Below are 22,502 nucleotides of genomic sequence, written 5' to 3'. Positions count from 1 at the left end.
CTAATTTCTATTCCTGGAAAACAAAACGCATCAAAAAAAAATAAAAATTTCATTACCGGTGCAACTATTGCAAAAAATCAGCATCTCTATTAAAAACATATAAATCAGATTGATGGTGGATGTGACAGAACTTATGAATTTCAAGTAATAGCTCTCTACATTGCCACAACAAAAACTAAACAAAATTCTTATGAAAAATTTAGCCCTCATACTCATTTTATGGTTGCCATTTCAATTAATGGCTCAGCAAAGAGAAACCAGAAGTCTGGATAGTTTTACTGAAGTAAGTTCCAGTGCCAGCATTAAAGTTACTTTAGTACAAGGATCTTCCCCAAAAGTAGATGTAAGCACTGATGGAGAATTAGAAGACGTACTAACAGAGGTATCAGGAAATCACCTGAAAATTAGCAGAAAGCAAAATGACAGTTTTTTCGGCTCAAACTACAACAATGATAAAATAGAAGTAACTGTTTATTTCCAGGAAATAGACAGGTTGAAGGTAAGCAGCTCCTCTAAAATGGAGGTGAAGAACCTGATTAAAGGTAAAAGATTAAATGCTGAAGTATCAAGTTCAGGAAAATTAACTTTCAGTGCCGATGTTGAAGAATCTGATATTAGTGTATCCAGCTCCGGCAGATTGGAAGCTCAAATCAATTGTAAAGAGTTAGAAGCTAAAGTAAGCAGCTCTGGAAAAATAGAGATCAATGGAGAGGCTGATGAGTTTGATGCAACCGCCAGTAGTTCCGGCACTATAAATGGAGATGGGTTTACATGCAGCATTGCAGATTTAAGTACAAGTTCATCAGGTAAAATCAGTTTAACAGTGGCATCAGAGTTAAGTGGAAAAGCCAGTTCTTCAGGAAGAATTAGCTATAAAGGATCGCCAAAAATAGTAAGTGTTAATACAAGCTCTGGAGGCAAAATAAACTCAAAAGATTAAGTTTAGGTAGGTTAAATTTGAATCCGCTGATCAAAAGTTGAAAAGCGGATTCTTTTTACATCTTACTTTTTAAAAGTGTTTTCATAAAGTTCAATGCTGTCTTTAATAACTTTAAGTGCTTCTTTTCTATCAAAGAAGTCTTCAACAATTACTTCCTTATTTTCAAGCTTTTTGTAGTCCTCAAAAAATCTTTGCATTTCTTTAGAGGTATGTGGCGGTAAGTCATTGATGTCATTCATATAATTCACAGACATGTCATTCGCTGCCACAGCAATAATTTTATCATCTGCCTCGCCCTGGTCCATCATTTTCATTACACCAATTACTTTGGCTTTCACCATGCACAAAGGTGGCAATTCTATAGAAGTTATTACCATGATATCCAATGGGTCATTGTCATCGCAATAAGTTTTAGGAATAAAACCATAATTAGCCGGATAGTGAACAGCGCTAAACAACACCCTATCTAACATTAAATAACCTGTTTCTTTATCTAACTCAAATTTCCCTTTACTTCCTTTAGATATTTCTATAATGGCATTTACATAATCAGGAGCTTCCTCTCCAAAGTGGACATCATGCCAGGGGTTTCTTTTTGTATCTTGCATATTTAATTTTTTCGCAAATTTAAGCCAATAATAAGAAACCGCCTATTTAGAAGGCATAAGATTATATTATCTTTGTGATTATGATTAAAAATTCTCCTACCGCTCAGATAAAAAAAGAAAATAAAAAGAGAATCAGGTTTGTCCTGAAAGTAATCATCTTCAGCACTATACTATTCAGCTTTAACTATTTTCGTGATAGTATTATCTCCATTGGAGTACCTGTTCACTTTCTGAACGCAATTCAGTTTTACTTATATGCCGATCTTCTTATCTCACTGGCCAGGTTGATAGTAGTCTATTTTTATTTCAAAAAGCATAAACTGAGAAGAGATGTAAAACATAATTTTGAGGTAGGTATAAATCATATAGCTAATATACTACACACAATTGTATTTATTGCTGCTATCATTATGCTCTTTGGGCTTAACCCTATAACGCTAATTACCTCATTAAGTATTGTGGCTGCAGCAATAGCCATTCTTTCCAAAGATTATATTTCTAATATGATTAATGGAATGATCATTATGTTCTCAGATGAGCTAAGCCTTGGAGATGAGATTAAGATTGGAGATGTTAAAGGAAAAGTGATTGATATCACGCTCACTAATGTTCACATTGTTAATGATGATGAGGATTTAATTTACATCCCCAATTCCATCATTTTCACCTCTCAAATTCTAAATTATACCAAAAGAAGAGTGAGGAAAGTTAGCTTTGATTTCGATTTAAAAAACAATCTACTTACAAGTATTGAAGCTGTTGAAAAATATATTATTGATTCTTTAGAACCCTACAAAAGCCATATCCAACCCGAAAGCTACAACTTGAGAATTATAAAAATTAATGAAAACTTTACTTCATTAAAATTTCAGTTTGTATTACATAAAAGTGCCAAAATACCTGAGAAGGATATCCGCAGGGTGGCACTAAGAAAAGTATTATCTCTTCAGGAATTTAAACCTGAAGAGATGGTATCTACATCAGCGTTTCGCCAAACGCATGATTAGGCCTATGATAAATAAGACTAAAAAGATGTAAAATAAAATCTTAGCAATAGATGCCGCACCTGCTGCAATACCACCGAATCCAAAAATGGCTGCTATAATAGCAACGATCAGAAAAATAATTGTCCAACGTAACATAAAAAATATTTTTAGGTTAAAAAAACAAATGCAAACTTTTGCATTGATTTATAGTTATACTACATTCACTATTAATAAGTTGCTAAAAAACAATCAAATTATGAAGTATCAATTTTTAATATTTACCCTAGCGTTAACTGTAATCGCTTGTGAGCCAGGTAAAAAGAAGGAGTCGGAAGAAGCCAATGAAGCCAATAATGAAGAAATAATTGAAGTTCCGGTTGATCCTGAATTGGTGAAATTATGGGAAACGGATACTGTTTTAACCACCTGCGAATCTGTTTTGTATGATGGAGAAAATAGCAGACTTTTTGTTTCCAATATAGATGGCAAACCTCTTGATAAAGATGGAAAGGGTTTTATTTCTATTTTAAATTTAGATGGAAGCATTAAAACTTTAAAATGGGCATCCGGGCTTAATGCTCCTAAAGGAATGGGCATTTCTGATGGACATTTATATGTGACAGATATTGACAGAATAGTTGCGATAGATTTAGAAACTGGTAAAGTAGCTAAAGAATATACTCCTGAAAAAGCTGAATTTTTAAATGATATTACTGTAGCAGATAATGCTGTTTATGCATCAGATTCTAACCTGGGTTTCATTCATAAAATTGAAAATGATGAACTTACTACAGTAACTGAAAATGCTTCGGGTGTTAATGGCCTCTTAATGAAAGATGGAGACCTGCTTGTCTTAGATAAGAATGGTTTTCGCTCTCTCAACCTTGATAGCAGAGAATTTACTATGGTTAATGACTCAGTTACGGGAGGTGATGGACTTACAGTACTTAACGATAGCACTTACATAGCCAGCCGATGGAAGGGGGAAATTTATTATGTTACTGGTAATAAAGCTCATTTACTTTTAGACACAAAAGCGGAAGAATCTCAAACTGCTGATATTGGTTTAAACGCTAGCGAAAAAATTGTTTATGTACCTACTTTTTTCAAAAACAAAGTAGTAGCATATGAAATAAAAGATTAATCTCATTCTATTTAAAATAAGAAAAAAGGCTGCTAATCTTATGAATAGCAGCCTTTTTCTTGTCTCTCCATTCAGCTCTATTTGGAAGATTTAACAAACTCCTCAAATTCTTTGAAGGCTTCTTCTTTCATTACTTTTGCCATTTTCACCTGCCCTCCCTTTTTCTTCTTAAAATTATTCCATTCTACAAATAACTGAACAGGTACTAAAGAGACCTTAATATCTTTTAAAGCTTTATTTCGAGCTACTTTATAGTTCTTATTACTCTCTTTTAAATTTTCGTCCAGAAAAGTCTTAATTTTTGAAGTATCTATAGAGTTGCTATCACCCTCTATTCCCATATACCAATGGTGGATATAGTCATCCTGCTCACGCACAGCTGCCACAGTAAATTCCTTTATATTAACAGAGAAATTTTCATTGATACTACTTATAGCATCATCCATCTTATTCACTGCCAGTTGAGAACCTACAACATTTAGGAAAAACTTAGTTCTGCCTGTGATTTTAATTTCTGCCAGCTCCTTATTAGTGAAAGCAATAGTATCACCTATCATGTAACGCCATGCACCAGCTACAGTAGATATAACAAGAATGTAATCAACCCCTTCACTAACCTCAGTTATACTTAAGGAAGGAGCGTTTTCTGCAATGGAACCGTCTTCATTTAAATTATCAGCTTCAAATGGCACAAATTCAAAGAATATACCATTATTACAGATAAGCTGCATAGCATCCGTATCAGGCCTAACCTGGGTAGCAACATACCCTTCAGAAGCAAAGTAAGTATCAATGTATTGAACAGGCTTAGCAAACAATTTTTCAAAGCTTTTCTTATAAGGGTCAAGAGCCACCCCACCTGAAGCATAAACTGCCAGGTTGGGCCAAATTTCATGTATATTATTCACCTTATGATGCTCGATCACCTTTTGAAGCATCAATTCAATCCATGAAGGAATACCCGAAATACTGCCAATATCCCAATTAGATGCTTCCTCAGCAATTTTCTGAATTCGCTCATCCCAATCATCTATTGAGCTTATCTCCTGACCAGGCTTATAAAATCTATGAAACCAATTAGGAATGTTAGCTGCACTTATGCCACTTATTTCACCCTCATGGTGATCATCCACTTTTTTAAGATTAGTACTTGAGCCAAGCATTAAAACCTCCTTCTCGAAAAAAGCTTCCGGTAAATCATTAAAATTTGCTAGGCTCAAAACCTGATGAATTCCTGCTTTACGCACGCTATCCAGCATAGCTTCTGTTACAGGGATATGCTTGCTGGAACTGGTTGTTCCTGAACTCACCGCAAAATAATTGCACTTTCCAGGCCAGCATATATCCGGCTTTCCTTCCAGAGACTTGTGCCACCATTTGCTGAATATTTTATCATAATCATGATAAGGCACTTCTTTTTTAAAAGCTTCTTCAAGGTTTTCACTCTCCAATAGTTGCTCAAAACCATAATATTTACCAAAAGAGGTATCTTTGGCACCATTTAGCAAATCTTTTAAAACAGCAGCCTGTGCCACTTCGGGAGAATCTCGGTTTTCTAATTTACTACCAACTGATATGGCAGATTTTACCAGGTTAGCTATTATTTCCATGCAAAAATTAAAGTTTAAAAAATGTTAATCAGGAAAAAGAAAGGAAATGCTTTTCTATTGCTTTAGCAACACCGTCATTTTTAGCGAAATCTGTTATCTCATCTGCAACAGCTTTTAGTTCGTCTCTAGCATTGGCTACAGCAATTCCTTTTCCTACCTCTTTTAACAGTTCTATGTCATTAAAGTTGTCTCCAAATGCTACAACATCATCAATAGAGAAGTTATACTTATCTTTAATGAGTAAATTAAGTGCCGAAGCTTTAGATATTTGCAGTGGTGCTATTTCAAGATACGTATCTTTTGAGCGATATAAATGTAGAGGAGCCTTTCTTTCGGAGAGGTACTGAACCAACTCATCAATTAGAACGGGCTCACCCATACACATAACTTTGTGAGCTCCGTTTTCATTCGGCTTCCACTGAGACATAAGGTCAGAATTAGTTAAAATATGGGCCTTCACTTTAGTATTGCTCATCTCTCTCTCTGTCCAGACATCAATTTGAGGTGCGTACCAGTTATCCTCAAAATAGAAACTGGCATGAAGACTTGTTTTCGCGGACCATTCAGCTATATCCTGAGCAATGGAGAAAGGTATGGTAACTGAATCTACAATTTTAATTACCTTATCCTGATCAATTAAATAACCACCATTGTAGCAAATAAGTGGGTGTGTGGAAATGCCCAGCTTTTCTTGCAGATGCCGCATTGCTGCTGGCATTCTTGATGAAGCAAGAATTACCGGAATATCCTTATTGAGTGCTTTAAAGGTTGAAATTGTTCTTTTTGAAAGATCTCTTTCGCTATTTAGTAGTGTACCGTCAATATCGGTACAAATTGCTTTGTACATTATGGATTTATTTCCTGATTTCCTTTTAAATATCGTGCCAGTGGCCATGTTCAGCTGACCATACCTTTCCGGGAGGTGTTTCTCCTGCAGGCTGCGGAGTATAGGTATTGCTATTAGTGTTGCTTCGTGTAGAGGGTGCTTTATCCCAATTATAAAAGACGGAAAACCCTGCAAGCACTAAAATTACTGCAAATACAGAGATATAAAGAATGCTTTTATTACTTTTAACACCTTCACTTTTTCCCATGTGGCAGTTTTTATATTTCTTGCCACTTCCGCAGTGGCAAGGTTCATTTCTTCCTGGCTCGTTCATATCTATAAATTTTATTGATTAAATATACAGAAATTTTGTGAAGCAAAGTCAAGGTATTAAGAGCTTATCAGCAATAGACTATCTCCATTTTATTATCTGCAGTTCATTTTCATCTCTGTTCTTTAAACTATCAGGTAAGCTATGAATAATCTCTTTTTGTAAGGACTCAATAAGTCTTCGCTTCAGAAAATCTCTTTTCATCACCAGGCTAACTTCCCTAAATGGGGTAGGCCTTTTAAATGTATGAAGCTTTTCTTTATCTTGTTCTGACAAATCCAGGGTAGCAAGCTCAGGAAGCAGAGTGATGCCTCCTTGTTTATCAACCATTCTCTTTAAAGATTCAAGCGAACCACTTTGGTAGTTAAGGATATTATCCATATTTCTGTTTTGGCAGATATTGAGTACTTGTTCTCTAAAACAATGGCCTTCATTAAGCAGCCAAAGTTCTCCTGCCTCCAGGTCTTCTGCACTAACTACCTGCCCTTTTTCAATAGGTGTATTATGAGCGTAAGCCAGAAATTTTTCATAGTAAATAGGAACTTCTCTGATAGAAGGATCATCAACAGGCCCAACAACAATTCCTACATCTAATGACTCATCCTTCACTTTTCTTAGTGTAGCAGCAGTTAATAACTCTTCCACCTGAATATTAATAGCTGGATAATTTTTCATAAAACCTGTTGCAAAAAGAGGAATCAGGTAAGGAGCAATGGTAGGAATAATTCCTATTCGTAAATCACCGGCTACTTCACTTTTTTGATCTTCGATCAGCTCTTCCATCTTTTTAGCTTCATTCACCACCTTTCTTGCTTGTTCCAACAGAATAGATCCAAGCTCGGTAGGCACTACAGGATGCCTGCTTCTATCAAAAATTTTCACTCCCAGGTTTTCTTCAAGCTTATTAATTTGCATACTCAAAGTAGGTTGGGTAATAAAACACTTATCAGCTGCTTTGCCAAAGTGCCTGTAAGTATCCAAAGCAATAATATATTCTAATTGTGATATAGTAGCTTTCATAATTAAACGCTTAAAGTATCAATAATTTATGACAAATAGCTTATCTCTCCTCCATAGATAAGGTAGCCTGGAATATTGATGCATCCTTTAGGTTACCTTAAGATATATACCAGCTCATTTTGCCAATGATAAAATAAAGGAGTAAAGGTAAAACTTTGAAAGCATTAACACTTAATAATATCCCTCAATATAAATTGAAATAAGCTTGCTTATTATAATATAACTTGCGTTTTTCATGATTAAAATCATATTTTATACTCATCATACCATTCAGAATTAGTAAAATAATTAAGTTTTTATTTAACTTGTAGTAAACTTTAAAAAATATACCTATTGAGCATATGTCGGAACCGGTAAAGAAAGAAGTATTAATTAGGGCTAGAAAAATATTGGATGAATACTTAAATGACCAAAATTTAAGAAAGACAACAGAAAGGTATGCCGTGCTGGATGAATTGTATAAGCTTCCGCAAGATGAGCACATAGATGTAGAGTCATTATTTCTTAAAATGCGGAATAAAGAGTATACTATTTCTCGTGCCACTGTTTACAATTCTATCGATTTACTAGTTGAATGTGGCCTTGTGGTAAAACACAATTTTAAAGATAAAAATGCTTTGTATGAACCTGCATTAACATACGAGCATCACGACCACCTTGTATGTAACGAATGCTTTAAAATTAAAGAATTCCTGGATCCGGCCATTGAAGATATTAAAGCAAGAGTGGGTGAATCGCTTAGCTCTAAGATAAAATTACACTCTCTTGTTTTTTATGGAGACTGTACAATCTCCAACTGCGAAAATTTACAAAGAAAGCAAGCTACTTCCTGATCACCTTAGCATTTTTATAAACTGAATTTTATTATTATCTGATTTCTTTTTTGACTGGAAGAAGGCAATACCTCTTTCAATTAAGCAATTAATGCATTGTAAGTGTACGCGTTTTGTGCAACAATTTAGCACTAATGCCGATTAATAGAGTATGATGCACTTACAAGAAACAATACAACATCTTAACAGAATTGTAGATAATATAGCTGCTGTAAATGCTGAGACCAGCGGCATGACTGTTCAGGATTTTCAACAAAATGAAATGGCCAGACAAGCAGTGTTTGAATACCTGCAGGAAATAGGACAAGCGGCAAGAGAACTTTCCAATAATCAAAAATTACCTCCTGAGATTAACCTGGAGCCATTAGTAGCATTTAGAAATGCCAGATACAATCAGGAAGCTGAATTTGCACATCAGCAGGTGTTTAATGTAATTCCTGACTTGAAAGAAATTGCAGAACAAATTGAACAATCAGATTTATACCAAAATAACTTAAGATAAAATGAATATAACATTGGAACCGGTTAATTTTAATATTAGCCAAGAGCTGAATGATCATATGAGGGAAATGTTTAATAAATTAAGCAAATACAATGATCAAATTGTAGGTGTAGACCTATATTTAAAATCACTTCAGGAAACGGAAAATGGAGATAAGCTGGTAGAGGCTAAAGTTTTTCTGCCTGGTAATGATGTTTTTGTTACAGGTAAGGGTGAGAGCTTTATAACTGCAGCTCAAGAATGCTATGATGTTGCTAAGCGAAATGTGAGGAAAGCAAAAGAAAAAGTTAAAGACAGGCACGAAAAAAGACCTGATAAATTGTAATATTAACTAAGATGAGGCTAATTCAGCCTCATTTTTTATTTTGAGCAAGCTTACATAAAATGTACTTCCTTTTTTTAATTCAGATTCTACCCACACTTCCCCACCCAAAAGATTGACATATTTTTTCACGATAGAAAGCCCGAGCCCCGTGGATGGCTCACCATTGGTAGGCTTTGCACTTAATTTCTGATATTTTGTAAATGCCAGCTTTTTGTCCTGTTCTGTGAATCCCGGCCCCTGATCTTTCACAGTAAAGATTATATTATCATTTTTAGAGAGTACTTCCATCTCCACTTTTGTTCCCTTTTCAGAAAATTTGATAGCATTAGAAATTAAATTCTCCATAATTTGGGTGAGAAAAAGGTAATCAGTTTTTAACCCATAGGAAGCCTCTATCTTAAGTTGTAAATCAATCTCTTTTTCCTGCGCACTAGGTTTGAAATTCTCTACCAGCAGTTCCATTAATTGATTAATATCTATTTTCTCTGTATTGGCAAACATTCTATTTCCTTCCAGCGCATCAAAATCCAATATTTTATGAATCATTTGATTAAGCCTGCTGGCAGAATCTTTAATCTGAGAGGTTATTTTTTTATCCCCTTCTGCCAGGTTAGCAGCAGAAATTTGAAGTACATTTATTAAACCTGTTATATGATTAATCGGAGTTCGGAGGTCGTGAGCAAGTATTTTCACAAGATTGTTTTTCTCCTCATTTAAGGTGGTTAACTGTACATTTCTATTAATAAGCTGCTCATTCTTATTTCTAATACTTTCCTCTTGTAAAGTAATTTGTTTTTTCTGGGTTGATAGTTTCTTAACAATCTTTCTTGTATTGAATAATAAAACAAAAATGGAAATAGCGGAAACACTCACCACAATTATTAAAAAAATAAGCAATCTCCTGTAAAATTTTTCTTTAGCTAATTGATTTTCTGCATTTGCAATTTGCTCCATCTGAATTTCCTTTTCTTTTGTTAGAATAGAAGTTCCCAAATTATCGTCTCCATACGTACTTTCAATAAACATGTAAAGTTCCGGGCTTATGTATTTAGAAATAATATTGGCAATCTTCACCTTTGACTCAGGGTCCTCCAAAAACTGGTTTAAAGGTATAATCCAGTCACTTCCCTGTGGAGAGATATATGCGTAACCATCGCCTCTTAAGGTAAAGAAATTTTGGCGGGTTAATTCTCTCCCGTCTTTTATCATCATGAGGTAAATAGGCAAATCAATAAATCCGAAATAATTGTTTCCATTTACAATTTCATCCAGGATATTTTTATCGCTGTTAATATAAATTGTTTCAAATTTCAGATTCAGCTGCTCTTTTAAATCTTCCAGAAATTTTTCATAAGTAGTTCCCCTAATAGTAACAGCCGTTAATTTGCTCATTAATTTATTAATTTCATCGAGCGTACGTACAATAGGAGTTCCTTTACTTGATACTAAAACAGCTACATCAGAAAGGTAAGGGTCAGAAAAAGTAACTATTTCTTTTCGTTCCTCAGTAATAGAAAAGGCTGAAACTCCGAAAGTATTTGGTTTATCCAAATTAGCTACAGTCTGATGTATAGAACTGAAACTAGGAGTTTCTATCCAATTTAACTGGATATCAGTATCATATTTCTGCTTTAAATAGTCACAGAAAGCTTCCATCATCTCCACTTCCAACCCCTTCATCTGCCCTCTATCGTCTTTATAGACAAAAGGTTTAGAAATATACCAATACAAATCCAGCTGCGCGGTTTTAGCTCTCTTTGCTTGCTCCCAATACAAACCAGAGTTAGCATATGTCATTCTGCTACCATAGAATGACAATAAGACAAACATTAGAAGAGACCTAAACTTCATACCCTATATTAGATTAAGATTATGAATTTAGCACTAAATAAAGAATGGAAAAATTCTTTTCTTTCAAAAAAAGTAAATACCAGATAATCCTGGTAATAAGCTACTTAAAATAATTTTGATTTAAGATAATTCGCTTGAAAATTGCCTTTGATTAGTATTTAACTTCTAATTGATTGTTGAATCTCGTACAATTAATTCTGCATCAACAAAAATCTGTTTTACAGATTTAGAGAAGCCTGCATTATCTACAATATCCATCAGTAGCTTTACTGCTTCAATTCCCATATCGTACGGATTTTGAGTAACAGTGGTAAGGTTGGGCTCTACTACTTCTCCTACAGAATCATTCCCAAAGCCTACAACTTTAATCTGCTCGGGAACTTTGACTCCTTGCTTTTTAAGATGCAATATACTTTGTACAGCAATAGGATCACTTACAGCAAAAACACCATCCACCTTTGGTGAAATTTCAAGTAATTTCTTGATTACCTCGTCTTCAAACTCATCACTTTCCAAGCTTACTTCAATAATTAATTCTTCTCTCACCGGAACTTTAAATTGTTTCAGAGCCTGCAAATAGCCTTCTTTTCTATTCAGGCAATTCCTGAGATTTTCCGGGCCTGCCAGATGGGCAATATTTCTACACCCCAAACTTAACAGGTGCTGAGTCGCTTTAAAACCAGCCCCATAGTCATCTGCTTCTACCTGGTTAGCTTTTACAGATTTAAAAGCTCTATCAAAAAAAACTACAGGTATTCCGCTTTCTTCCAATTCAGAGATAGCCTCATAAGATTCTGTTTCACCTGAAATAGAAATTAAGATTCCTTCTGCACCACTTGCCACTAAAGTATTTAGCTGATGCGTTTCAAGCTCTACGCTTTCGTTAGATTGGCAGATCATTACACGATATCCCTTCTCATTAGCAACTTCCTGTATTCCACTTATAGTATGAGCGAAAAAAGGGTTTTTCAGACTGGGAACAATAACACCAATCATTTTAGTCTTCTTAGTTCGTAAAGCAGAGGCCCAGTTATTTTTCTTATAATTGAGCTCCTTTGCAAGCTTCTGCACTTTCCGAATAGTGGCTTGATTAATATTTTTATTATTATTTAAAGCGCGAGAAACTGTGGAAGGTGAAAGTCCTAATTGGCTGGCTAAATCTTTTATTGTTATACTCATTTCTTGAAATTAAAACTTTCAATAAAATTTCCTTAGTAAAATCTTAACTATTTCTAATGAACGCAAATAATTACACTTAATTTGACTTCTTCTATTAAGAAATACTTTAGCTAATCCTACGTAGAATAAATTTCTTCATTTAAATTAATCAAAAGTAAGAAAATCTTACCTCAGAAACTATGCCTATTTGCTTTAAAGCTAAATTAAATCATTTACATTGATTCTACCCATTGTTTCACTGCTTGCTTTAACATTAATTCTGACTGGTTCATCGCTTCCGCTTCACTTCCTGCTACATCAGTAAGACTGAATATTCTAGTCTTCAGAAACTGTTTTTTTAAAAGATCTCCCAAATCATTTTTACCTACTAAAAGTAAGAGGGGCTTACTAAAATTTTGAGCTAACCTATACATTTCTGTTACTACTTTACCTTCCAGGGATTGACTATCTAACTTCCCTTCGCCTGATATCACCCAATCTGCTGAGGCAACATGCTTTTCGATTTCCAACAACTTACTTATATAATTAGCTCCTTCCTTAAGTTGTGCATTAAGGAAAAAGGTAGCTCCCCCACCTAAGCCACCAGCAGCTCCTGCGCCTGACTGTTCATCAATGGAGAAGCCGAAATCACTTTTGATGAGTTTTGCAAGGTGACGAAAGCCTCTATCCACTATTTCACATTCTTCATCAGAAAGCCCTTTTTGAGGACCATAGACATATGCAGCCCCTTCATAACCATACAGAGGATTTCGAACATCGGTAAGTACCGTTACTTTTACACGATTGAAATAATTAATCTCCGGGGGAATAATTGTGGCTATTTGCGATAGCGTTTCACCATTAGGAATAAAAGCTTTTCCTTCAACATCCTGAAAAATATATTCCAAAGCATTTGCCATAGCCGTACCCGCATCGTTAGTGGCACTACCTCCAATGCATAAAATGATGTGGCTGGCTCCTCTTTTAATTGCATCCTTTATTAACTCTCCTGTACCGTAAGTATTGGCTATTAGCCCATTGCGTTCAGCAGCAGAAAGTAATTGTAAACCTGAAGCTTCAGCCATTTCAATATAAGCTTCTTTCTTTTTTGAAGCATAATAATATGAGGCCATTCGCATTCTCATCAGTGGTCCGTGGACAGCTACATTCAATTTCTCTGCTCCAAAGTGCTTACCTAAAATCGCTGAAGTTCCTTCCCCTCCATCTGCCATAGGAAACTTAATCACTCCTGCATCAGGCACATACTGTTTAATTACACCCCCAATAATGTTTGCTACTTCCTCAGCGCTAAGGCTTCCTTTATACTTATCAGGTGCAATAATAATTTTCATTTGCTGTAGTGAGAGGCATATTGACTTGATCAAAAATAGCAAAAAAGAGTTGCATCAGAAATATGAGGGATCTCATCAAGAATATTTACTCAGTTCCTATTTTACTATATTTTTCACCTTAAACTTATCAACTGATCTTGTAAAAAAGCGTAATTTTGACTAATCAATAAAACAATTACATGTTAAGAAGACCAAGAAGAAACCGAAAATCAGCTGCTATCAGAGAAATGGTGGAAGAGACAACGCTTACCACTAAAGACTTTATATTTCCTTTATTTCTATTGGAGGGTAAGAATAGAAAAATTGAGGTAGAAAGCATGCCGGGTATTTTCAGGTTAACTACTGATTTGATGCTAAAAGAAATTGAAGAATGCCTTAAGCTTGGTATTAAAGCATTCGATATTTTCCCCGTAGTGGAAGAAAAACACAAGGATAAAATGGCCACGCAAAGTGCCAACCATGATTTCTTCTACTTAAAGGCATTAAAAGAAATTAAATCCAGGTTTCCTGAAGCCTGCATTATGACGGATGTAGCAATGGATCCCTACAGCAGCGATGGACATGACGGAATTGTGGATGAAAATGGGTATATATTAAATGACGAAACACTGGATGTTTTAGCCGATATGGCACTTGCTCAGGCTGAAACAGGAATTGATATTATTGGGCCTTCAGATATGATGGATGGCCGGGTGGAGGTAATTCGTGATATTTTGGATGACAATAATTTCGAGAACGTATCCATCATGAGTTATTCTGCTAAATATGCAAGCGCTTTTTACGGTCCTTTTCGGGATGCACTGGATTCCGCACCTAAATCGGGAGATAAAAAGACCTATCAAATGAATCCTGCCAACAAGCATGAAGCACTTATTGAAGCAGAGCTTGATGCAGATGAAGGAGCCGATTTCTTAATGGTAAAACCTGCCCTGGCTTATCTTGATGTAATTCATTTACTAAAAGAAAACCATGAACTACCAATTGCAGCCTATAATGTGAGTGGAGAATATTCCTTGATTAAAGCAGCAGCTCAAAAAGGGTGGCTTGATGGCGAACGCACCATGATGGAAAGTTTATTAAGTATTAAGAGAGCTGGCGCAGATGTAATTTTAAGTTACTTTGCGAAAGAGGCGGCAGTAATTTTGAAAAGATAATTTACACCACTTTTAAAAGCAGGCTGGTCTTTATCCTGTCTGCTTTTATTCCAAATTCTAAAAAGTAGTTTTTTCCTCATCTTCCTCTTTATACACTTCATCCTTCTGATTCTACGGTTCAGTAAGCTTTAATTTTTCCTGAGCCGACATTCCTCCACATTTGGTGTAAACAAATGCACCAATGAAAACACTATTAACTTTTATTCTAGCCTTAAGCGCCACCTCAGTAGTTACAGCGCAAACTTTTATTCAGGGAATTGTTACTGACACAAAAGGAGAAGCTCTCCCCGGGGTTAATGTTTTTATTGAAGATACTTATGACGGCACCTCTTCTGATGGCAATGGTAACTTTAATTTTACTACTACTGAAAAAGGAGAAAAAACTTTAGTAGTTTCCATGATAGGCTTCCACCCATCTGCAAAAACTATAAACTGCGATGGCACAAAACAGCAGCACTCTTTTGTATTAAAAGAAAAGATTGACCAACTAAATGCAGTAACTATTACTGCCGGAGCTATGGAAGCCAGTGATGTAAAGAAAGCTGTGGTGATGAAGCCACTAGATATAGTGACTACTTCAGGAGCTATGGGAGATGTGATTGGAGCTCTTACTAAATTACCGGGAACTTCTACCGTAGGAAACGATGGACGCTTATTTGTAAGAGGTGGAGATGCCTCAGAAACCAACATTTATTTTGATGGTTTGCAGGTAGGAAATGCTTATGGAAGCACTGCCTCAAACGTGCCAACTCGCTCTCGTTTTAACCCTAACCTTTTCAAAGGAAGCTTTTTTAGCACTGGAGGCTACTCTGCAGAATTTGGGCAAGCACTTTCTTCCGCTTTAGTTCTTAATTCGATTGATATGCCACTTCGGAACCAAACTGATTTGAGCCTGATGTCAATTGGTGGAGATTTCACTCAGACTTTAGTAGGTGAAAGAAACTCTGTAACTGCAAGTGGTGCATTTATGAATTTGGCTCCTTATCAATCTATCATCAGTCAGAATATGGACTTTGAAAAAGCTCCTTCCAGCTGGCAGGCTGAAATACTAGGAAGGCAAAAGGTAGGGAAGTCAGGTTTACTTAAAGCCTTTTACCATACAGAGCATGCAAAAGTATCTGTTAATCAAGAACAACCGGGAACAGACGAGGTGCTTACTACTTCAATAAACAACAACTATAATTTCGGAAATATAAATTATAAACAAGCTCTAGATAATGGCTGGTCATATTATGGTGGAGTTTCCGCATCTTTTAATCAAGACAATATTGGAATTAATGGAACACAATTTAAGCTCACTAATACATTAAATCACATAAAAGGAGTAATAGTAAAAGATTTTTCTGATCGACTCTCAGTAAAGAATGGTTTGGAATTATATCATTCCACTTACAAAGAGAAAAATGAAACCAGTCAGCAGGAAAGAAGCTTTAATGAAAATACTTACAACCATTTTATCGAGTCAGATTACTACTTGAGCAAAAACCTTGTTTTCAGAGCAGGTTTACGATCCACTTACAATACACTCCTTGAAAAAATCTGGGCAACTCCACGTGCGTCATTGGCTTATAAATCAGGAGAAAACTCACAAGTATCTTTTGCTTACGGACAATTTAAGCAACTAGCAAAGCCTGAAATAAGAATACAAAAGAACGATTTGGGAAATAGCGAATCTTCACATTTCATTCTTAACTATCTCTACAGTAAAAAAGGAAGAACATTCCGCACAGAAGCTTTCTATAAATCATATGAGAATTTAATAAGATATGACTCAGCATCCTCTCGCAACCTCTATGGCTTAAATAATAATGGAAGTGGTTATGCACAAGGTTTCGACTTCTTCTATAGAGATAATAAATCTTTAAGAGAAACTGATTTCTGGATTACCTATTCATTTACCGATAGCGAAAGAAACTTAAATAATTTCGAGTCTAAAGTGACTCCCGGCTACGCTCCAAAGCATAATGCTTCAGTAGTGATGAAAAGATTCATCCAGGCATTAAATTCTCAGCTAGGGTTTTCATACTCCTGGAATTCCGGCTACAACTATCATAATCCTAACATGGCAGGTGAAATGCAATCTACAACCAGAGACTATAACAACTTAAGCATAAGCTGGAGCTATTTGCCAATGCCTAACCTGATTATCCATTTTGAATGCTCCAACGTGCTCGGATACAAAAACGAGTTTGGATATCAATATGCAACTCAACCTAATGCGCAAGGTCAGTTTGAAAGCCTTCCTATTCAACAGGTAGCGGACAGGTTTTTATTCCTGGGCATATTCTGGACAATCTCTAAAGACAAAAATGCTAACCAACTTAATAATTTGTAATTCTTAAAAAATTCATTTTTAACCCTAAAAATTAATCTCATGAAAAAGACAGTTTTAACATTCGCAATCCTTATCATAGTTGTAACCTCTTCAATCGCAGAAATCATCAACCCATACGAAAAGGCAATGAAAGCACAACTTGCATTACTGGATTCTGCACAAACTATTCAGGAATACCAGGCAGTGGCCAATAGCTTTGAAAGAATAGCACAAAAAGAAAGTAATGAATGGTTACCTTTATATTATGCAGCTTACAGCTATATTAATATAGGGTTTGACAAATCCTTAACGCTGGATCAGAAAGATACCTACTTTAATAAAGCAGAAGAACTGCTTAAAAAAGCTGAAACACTCTCAGCAAATAACTCCGAAATTACTGCTCTCCGTGGCTATGCAGTAATGGCTAAGCTAGCTGCAGATCCGGCAAGCAGAGGACAATCCCTTTCACCTGTGGCCATGCAATTATTTGGCAAGGCCATTCAGCAAAACGGTAAAAATCCACGTGCACTATACTTAATGGCACAGATGGAATATGGAATGGCGCAATTTTTCGGAAGTGGCACGGAAAAAGCCTGTTCAATGGCGAAAAAGAGTGTATTTCTATACGAAAATGAATCTATAGAAGGTATTAATCCTTACTGGGGAGCTGAAATGGCCAAAGAAATGACCACTAAATGTAAATAATGTATTGCCTATCTGACTTTAAAGTCAGATAGGCAAATATGCTTTAAAAGAAGAAACAATCCTCTATATTTAAGTTTGAAAGAGTAAAACCGCTAATGACCCCTGCCCAGCTTAACAATTTGAAAAGAATTAGAAAATTCATCTTCCTGAACTTAGGAATTGCCTTTGTTCTAATGGTGATGTTCTGCCCCAAATGCTTCCTTTCCTGGGAAGGAGTGGTTGAATTAATTCCTGATTTTATTTTTTCGTTTTTGATGTCATCAACATTAAGTTTCGGAGGGTTTATGGTGGAATCTTATTTTGATAAAAAAATGAGCTGGATCAAGTTTCCAGTAAAAAGGTTATTGCTTACAGTGACTACCTATCTTCTCTACTCCTTTATAGCTAGTTACCTGCTCACAGCAGTTTTCACAATACTTATTAACGATGCAGAAACCATCAGAAAAATTGATTGGGTAAAAATGATGGACAATACCATCTTACCGGTAATTGTTGCTTTAATAATCATTACCATTTTTACTGCGCGTTCCTGGTTATATGAATGGCGTAATGCAGCTATTGAAACTGAACAGCTACGTTCGGAAAGGCTGGCAGGTCAGTATCAGTCCTTAAAAGATCAGTTAAACCCGCACTTCCTTTTTAATTCATTAAATGTTTTATCCAGCCTGGTATATGAAAGTGCTGATCAGTCTGCCGCCTTTATTCAGCAACTATCAAAAATATATAGGTATGTGCTGGATGTACAGCAGGAAGAACTTGTGCCTTTATCCCGAGAAGTAGAATTTGCTAAAAACTATTTGAGCCTGCAGAAACTTCGTTTTGATGATAGCCTCACTTATACAATATCGATTTCAACAATGCAAGGCTATTATTTACCTCCACTCTCATTGCAGCTCTTATTGGAAAATGCAATAAAGCATAATGTGATTAGTAATAAAAATCCTCTTCAAATCACGATTAAGCAGGAAGGGGAGAGTCTTGAGGTCAGTAACAATTTTCAGCCTAAGCAGACAAAAGAAATTGAAAGTAGCGGAATAGGTCTTGAAAACATCAAGAAGCGATACGAGCTATTGAGTGATAGGGCTCCTCAGATAAGGGAGATAGAAAAAGCATATATAGTTATTTTACCTTTACTAAAAGTAGAAAAATGAGAGTATTAATTATTGAAGATGAGCGACCAGCTGCTAATAGAATTAAACAACTAATTGCTGGTTATTTACCTGAAGCTCAAATTTTCGGGCATTTGGATAGTATTTCTTCAGCTGTAAAGTGGTTTAAGAATGAACCAGCGCCTGATCTTATCTTCAGCGATATTGAATTAGCTGACGGGCAGAGTTTCAGCATCTTTGAGCAAGTTCATGTAAAAAGCCCCATCATTTTCACTACAGCATACGATCAATATGCTATTAAAGCATTTAAGCTCAATTCCGTGGACTATCTGCTCAAACCTATTGATCCGGCAGAGCTTGAAAAAGCAATATTGAAATTTAAAAACAGTCAGTTACAACCACAAATTGACCTCAGCCAATTGCAAAATCTACTAAAAACCGGGAATGTAAATTACAAGAGCCGCTTTATGGTAAAAATTGGAGAAAGAATTCAAAGCATAGCGGTAGATGATGCCTGCTATTTTTTTAGTGCAGAAAAGACAACTTTTATTCAGTTGAAGGAAGGGAGGAAATATATCCTGGATTATACACTTGATCAGATTGAAGAAATGCTAAACCCTCAGCAGTTTTTCAGGATTAACAGAAAGTACATTGCGTCTATTGATGCCATAGCTGATATTTTCAGCTACTCCAATAGCCGGCTGAAAATTAAATTAAAAGGCTGTGAGGATAATGATATCCTCATCAGCCGGGAAAAAGTGAATGTTTTCAAGGGTTGGCTTGATGGATAAACTATTTCTTTTTTGAGGTAATTTCAATTACACCATTTTTACCTTTATCGCCATACTTTTCAATGGCTGTTTCTCCTTTTAAAACATTTATATGTTTAATATCCTCAGGGTTAATTTTTTTCAATTTAGATTTTTTAATTGGTTCACCATCTAAAACGAAGTAAGGTGGAATTTCAGAGTCCGGGTACTTATCACTTACTTTAAACTTTAAATTTCCCCATATCTCTACTATTGTGATTTTAGTAGTAATCTCTATTACTCCCTTTTTAGCTCGCTCTCCATATTTAGCAACTGCATTTTCATCTTTAAGCACTGTTATTTTTTCAATATTTTCGGGAGATAAATCCTCAACCAATTCCAATCCGAAACCTAAAATCTCCTCATCCACTACAACTAAAATAGAATCAGTACTAGAAATAGGTTCTTCTACAGCATGTTCCTCCTCAATTGGGCCTATATTGGTAGCAATTCTCATTGTTCTAAACATTAGAGGACGCTTAACAGAAGTGGAAGATTTGCTTTGTTCTTCCTGTACCTGTTTTTCCACTTTTACATCCTCCGTTTTACTAACAGCCACTAAATCCGCAACAGGCTCTTCATTTTTAATTAATACTATACCTCTCTTAGCATACATTTTATATTCATCTGGCACTACAGAAGGCAGGTATGCCTTAATTATGTTATTTTTCTCAACATCAATCAATTCATGAACATTGGCAGATTGCTCTACTTTTTTACCATTCATGAATACAGCCGGATCTGTTAAGGCCTCCAATCCAGCATTGGGATATAAATTTTGAATTTGTTGGAAGAAAGTAGTTGAACTACTTTTAACTTCGCTTAAATCAAAGTTGTCATTATTCAAATCCTGAGAATTCGAATTTATTTCACTTTTTGCTGCCGAACTTGCCTCAAAAACCGTTGATTTATCGGATTTAGATTCATTTAATGTGAGCCAGCTAAAGCTCATCATAAAGAAAGCTAGAATAATAAGGCTAAGAAATGGCTTAACTGAACTCTTTCTAGCAGGATTTTTATCAAGTATTCTCATAATTCTTTTATTTAATTGTGAAGGTTCTTTTGAAAAATATAAACTCATTCGAGTGGGTTGATCAATTAATTCTTCCACGTTGAGCAACGCTTTAGCATAAGTGAAAGGATTTCTGGTGTATTCAATAACTGCGTCATCACGTAGGTTTTCCCTCTCCTCCTCTAAAATCTTAGTTAGTTTCCAAACTAAAGGATGATAAAAGAAGATTACCTGAAGGCTCATCACCAAAATATTAATAAGGTAATCCCGATGTTTTATGTGATACAATTCATGAAGGATAATGGCTTCTATTTGATCTGCTGGAAGCGTAGTGAAAAAACCTAGCGGAAACAATATAACCGGTTTAAAAAGGCCAAAAGTCAAAGGGCTTTTCACCTTGCTGCTAAGCATTAATTTCACTTTTCTCTTAATCTTAAGTCTGGTTTTAAGTTCTCCAATTCGTCCTTTCCAAAACGGAGATAATTCTTTACAACCATCTTTCATGAAAAACTTTAAATAAACAAAGCCTCCAAAAAACTTTATACCATAAACTAAAACACCTATGAGCCAGAAAACACCTAAAATAGCTTGAAAAGGAGCCAACAGTGCCATAAAAGTATCCGGTTTATATATCTTTCCATTTTCTGAAGTGCCAGATAATAAATTAGCAAAGGCCTCAGGGCTCAAGTGCATCACTATACTATCCGAGTTCTCATTATTTCCATATGAAAAGAATGGTTCGCTGCTCCACAAATAGGTAAAAGTAAGAGTGATCACGAAAAGTGACACAAGCCCTACTAAAGCAGTTTGATATCCAATTTTAGCATTTGTATCAGGATTTAAATACTGATATCCCTTGAGCAACACCCAAATAAGCAGCCCTGATAGTATGCTGACTGCGACCCAACTTCCACACATTAGCAGCAAATTGTTATTTAGTAAATTACTCATTTTCTTCCTGTTTTTTAATCCATTCCTTTAACTGAGCTAATTCTTCAGGTGATGTTTTCTGATTTCCCAAAGCATGCATGACCAACTCCATGGCAGAACCCTGAAATAAAGTATCTGACAAGCCCGCAAAAATATTGCGCTTGGCAGAAGCTTCATCTAGCAACGCAGTATACCTATGTGGCTTTTCATGCTCATTTCGAGTTAGCATTTTCTTTTCCAGCATTCTTTGCATTTGCTTTAAAACTGTAGTATAACCTATGTCTCTCTTATGTTGCAAAATAGCATGAACCTCACGCACACTTATCTTAGGAGCATTCCACAATACCTGAAGTATTTCAAGCTCCCCATCTGATGGTTTTAAAGTTTTTTTACTCATAACTATTAATGTATTTTGCTAAGTAAACGACAATTGTCGTGTAATCCAAATTATATTACGACAATTGTCGTTTAATGTGAAAAATAATTTTTCCACTGCTGAAATCTTTTATTTAAAAACTACGTTAATTGGCATGTTCCTTCAATAGAGGAATCCGCTATATGAGGCCAACAGCTATCTTTTTGCTTGCTTTTTACATTCTTACCATTTTTGGAAGGCCTGCTCAAGCTTTAGCTGAAAAATTGGCTCCTTCAGACTCTGACCAACTAGTTGAATTAAAAAATTCACTGAAGGAAAATTTTTATACGGCTCCTCTATCCCAAAGCCAGTCTGCCACTGAAGTAAAAGACAAATCTCCTGATGTTAGCATAATCAGCATAACTCCTCTATATTTTAAGAGGGCTCACGATAAGCTTAGCAGAACTTGCAATTCTGAACTTAACACTTCTACAAAAATTCATTACTGCTGGAGTAAAATCTGCATTAATGCTCCTTAATATTTAGTCTCTTTACTGTTCCACTCCAACTTCTTGAACACGCATAAAAATTATGCGACTAAAAGAAAGGAGCTTAAGAATATCAAGAC

General features: G+C 35.5%; 23 protein-coding genes. 12 read left to right on the top strand and 11 right to left on the bottom strand.

From position 1 onward, the window contains the following. Positions 1-190: 190 nt before the first annotated feature. On the top strand, positions 191-940 hold the full coding sequence (locus IEV85_RS15645) for a GIN domain-containing protein (RefSeq protein WP_188465086.1): 750 nt from the start codon (positions 191-193) through the stop codon (positions 938-940). Between the two features lie 62 nt (positions 941-1,002). Here IEV85_RS15645 and IEV85_RS15640 read toward each other — a convergent pair whose 3' ends face one another. Further along, positions 1,003-1,548, bottom strand: coding sequence for an inorganic diphosphatase (locus tag IEV85_RS15640; protein ID WP_188465084.1), 546 nt, complete (start codon positions 1,546-1,548; stop codon positions 1,003-1,005). 80 nt (positions 1,549-1,628) lie between these two features. On the opposite strand from IEV85_RS15640, the gene IEV85_RS15635 reads away from it, so the two are divergent. Further along, the gene (locus IEV85_RS15635) at positions 1,629-2,555 is read left to right on the top strand and encodes a mechanosensitive ion channel family protein (RefSeq protein WP_188465081.1); all 927 of its coding nucleotides are present in this window, start codon (positions 1,629-1,631) and stop codon (positions 2,553-2,555) included. Here IEV85_RS15635 and IEV85_RS15630 read toward each other — a convergent pair. Then, positions 2,529-2,690 carry a DUF1328 family protein gene (locus tag IEV85_RS15630; RefSeq protein WP_188465079.1) on the bottom strand — a complete coding sequence of 54 codons (162 nt, stop codon included), beginning with the start codon at positions 2,688-2,690 and terminating at the stop codon, positions 2,529-2,531. The genes IEV85_RS15635 and IEV85_RS15630 overlap by 27 nt on opposite strands. 100 nt (positions 2,691-2,790) lie before the next feature. Between IEV85_RS15630 and IEV85_RS15625 the strand changes: the two genes are divergently transcribed. Then, positions 2,791-3,678 (top strand): SMP-30/gluconolactonase/LRE family protein, encoded by an 888-nt coding sequence (locus IEV85_RS15625; protein ID WP_188465077.1) that lies wholly within the window; start codon positions 2,791-2,793, stop codon positions 3,676-3,678. A gap of 77 nt (positions 3,679-3,755) precedes the next feature. Here the strand turns inward: IEV85_RS15625 and IEV85_RS15620 are convergent, their stop codons facing one another. The 4 genes from IEV85_RS15620 to IEV85_RS15605 all read right to left on the bottom strand — a co-directional run bounded on the left by IEV85_RS15620 (position 3,756) and on the right by IEV85_RS15605 (position 7,465). Next, on the bottom strand, positions 3,756-5,288 hold the full coding sequence (locus tag IEV85_RS15620) for a GH3 family acyl-acid amido synthetase (protein WP_188465075.1): 1,533 nt from the start codon (positions 5,286-5,288) through the stop codon (positions 3,756-3,758). Between the two features lie 28 nt (positions 5,289-5,316). Next, positions 5,317-6,135, bottom strand: a complete 819-nt coding sequence (locus tag IEV85_RS15615) for a Cof-type HAD-IIB family hydrolase (RefSeq protein WP_188465073.1) — start codon at positions 6,133-6,135, stop codon at positions 5,317-5,319. A gap of 25 nt (positions 6,136-6,160) precedes the next feature. After that, complete coding sequence (locus tag IEV85_RS15610) at positions 6,161-6,448, bottom strand: SEC-C metal-binding domain-containing protein (RefSeq protein WP_188465071.1); 288 nt, start codon at positions 6,446-6,448, stop codon at positions 6,161-6,163. Between the two features lie 78 nt (positions 6,449-6,526). Further along, entirely contained in the window at positions 6,527-7,465 is a 939-nt protein-coding gene (locus tag IEV85_RS15605) for a hydrogen peroxide-inducible genes activator (protein ID WP_188465069.1), read from the bottom strand. A 341-nt stretch (positions 7,466-7,806) separates the two neighbouring features. Between IEV85_RS15605 and IEV85_RS15600 the strand changes: the two genes are divergently transcribed. The 3 genes from IEV85_RS15600 to hpf all read left to right on the top strand — a co-directional run bounded on the left by IEV85_RS15600 (position 7,807) and on the right by hpf (position 9,125). After that, positions 7,807-8,298 carry a Fur family transcriptional regulator gene (locus IEV85_RS15600; protein ID WP_188465066.1) on the top strand — a complete coding sequence of 164 codons (492 nt, stop codon included), beginning with the start codon at positions 7,807-7,809 and terminating at the stop codon, positions 8,296-8,298. Between the two features lie 151 nt (positions 8,299-8,449). Continuing rightward, positions 8,450-8,800: a HepT-like ribonuclease domain-containing protein gene (locus IEV85_RS15595; RefSeq protein ID WP_188465064.1), complete on the top strand. Its 351-nt coding sequence runs from the start codon at positions 8,450-8,452 to the stop codon at positions 8,798-8,800. Position 8,801: 1 nt separating this feature from the next. Continuing rightward, on the top strand, positions 8,802-9,125 hold the full coding sequence (gene hpf / locus IEV85_RS15590) for a ribosome hibernation-promoting factor, HPF/YfiA family (protein ID WP_188465062.1): 324 nt from the start codon (positions 8,802-8,804) through the stop codon (positions 9,123-9,125). A gap of 6 nt (positions 9,126-9,131) precedes the next feature. Here hpf and IEV85_RS15585 read toward each other — a convergent pair whose 3' ends face one another. The 3 genes from IEV85_RS15585 to IEV85_RS15575 form a co-directional block, all read right to left on the bottom strand. Further along, complete coding sequence (locus tag IEV85_RS15585) at positions 9,132-10,976, bottom strand: ATP-binding protein (RefSeq protein WP_188465060.1); 1,845 nt, start codon at positions 10,974-10,976, stop codon at positions 9,132-9,134. A gap of 165 nt (positions 10,977-11,141) precedes the next feature. Further along, positions 11,142-12,155 (bottom strand): LacI family DNA-binding transcriptional regulator, encoded by a 1,014-nt coding sequence (locus IEV85_RS15580; RefSeq protein WP_188465058.1) that lies wholly within the window; start codon positions 12,153-12,155, stop codon positions 11,142-11,144. Between the two features lie 212 nt (positions 12,156-12,367). Continuing rightward, positions 12,368-13,486, bottom strand: a complete 1,119-nt coding sequence (locus IEV85_RS15575; protein WP_188465056.1) for a glycerate kinase — start codon at positions 13,484-13,486, stop codon at positions 12,368-12,370. 179 nt (positions 13,487-13,665) lie between these two features. Here IEV85_RS15575 and hemB point away from each other — a divergent pair, with 179 nt between their 5' ends. The 5 genes from hemB (at position 13,666) to IEV85_RS15550 (ending at position 19,559) form a co-directional block, all read left to right on the top strand. Further along, positions 13,666-14,640 (top strand): porphobilinogen synthase, encoded by a 975-nt coding sequence (gene hemB / locus IEV85_RS15570; protein WP_188465054.1) that lies wholly within the window; start codon positions 13,666-13,668, stop codon positions 14,638-14,640. Between the two features lie 181 nt (positions 14,641-14,821). Then, positions 14,822-16,975: a TonB-dependent receptor gene (locus IEV85_RS15565; protein WP_188465053.1), complete on the top strand. Its 2,154-nt coding sequence runs from the start codon at positions 14,822-14,824 to the stop codon at positions 16,973-16,975. 39 nt (positions 16,976-17,014) lie between these two features. After that, complete coding sequence (locus IEV85_RS15560) at positions 17,015-17,659, top strand: hypothetical protein (RefSeq protein ID WP_229712611.1); 645 nt, start codon at positions 17,015-17,017, stop codon at positions 17,657-17,659. Between the two features lie 119 nt (positions 17,660-17,778). Further along, the gene (locus tag IEV85_RS15555; protein ID WP_229712610.1) at positions 17,779-18,810 is read left to right on the top strand and encodes a sensor histidine kinase; all 1,032 of its coding nucleotides are present in this window, start codon (positions 17,779-17,781) and stop codon (positions 18,808-18,810) included. Further along, positions 18,807-19,559, top strand: a complete 753-nt coding sequence (locus tag IEV85_RS15550; RefSeq protein WP_188465051.1) for a LytR/AlgR family response regulator transcription factor — start codon at positions 18,807-18,809, stop codon at positions 19,557-19,559. The genes IEV85_RS15555 and IEV85_RS15550 overlap by 4 nt, the downstream gene beginning before the upstream one ends. Position 19,560: 1 nt before the next feature. Here IEV85_RS15550 and IEV85_RS15545 read toward each other — a convergent pair whose 3' ends face one another. Next, positions 19,561-21,540 carry a M56 family metallopeptidase gene (locus IEV85_RS15545; RefSeq protein WP_188465050.1) on the bottom strand — a complete coding sequence of 660 codons (1,980 nt, stop codon included), beginning with the start codon at positions 21,538-21,540 and terminating at the stop codon, positions 19,561-19,563. Next, on the bottom strand, positions 21,533-21,916 hold the full coding sequence (locus tag IEV85_RS15540; protein WP_188465048.1) for a BlaI/MecI/CopY family transcriptional regulator: 384 nt from the start codon (positions 21,914-21,916) through the stop codon (positions 21,533-21,535). Before IEV85_RS15540 ends, IEV85_RS15545 begins: the two co-directional genes overlap by 8 nt. Before the next feature lie 128 nt (positions 21,917-22,044). Here IEV85_RS15540 and IEV85_RS15535 point away from each other — a divergent pair, with 128 nt between their 5' ends. Beyond that, positions 22,045-22,413 carry a hypothetical protein gene (locus tag IEV85_RS15535; protein ID WP_188465046.1) on the top strand — a complete coding sequence of 123 codons (369 nt, stop codon included), beginning with the start codon at positions 22,045-22,047 and terminating at the stop codon, positions 22,411-22,413. Positions 22,414-22,502: the final 89 nt, after the last annotated feature.

The sequence above is a fragment of the Marivirga lumbricoides genome, from assembly GCF_014636295.1.
Classification (GTDB): domain Bacteria; phylum Bacteroidota; class Bacteroidia; order Cytophagales; family Cyclobacteriaceae; genus Marivirga; species Marivirga lumbricoides.
This window is presented reverse-complemented; position numbering and strand designations above follow the sequence as displayed.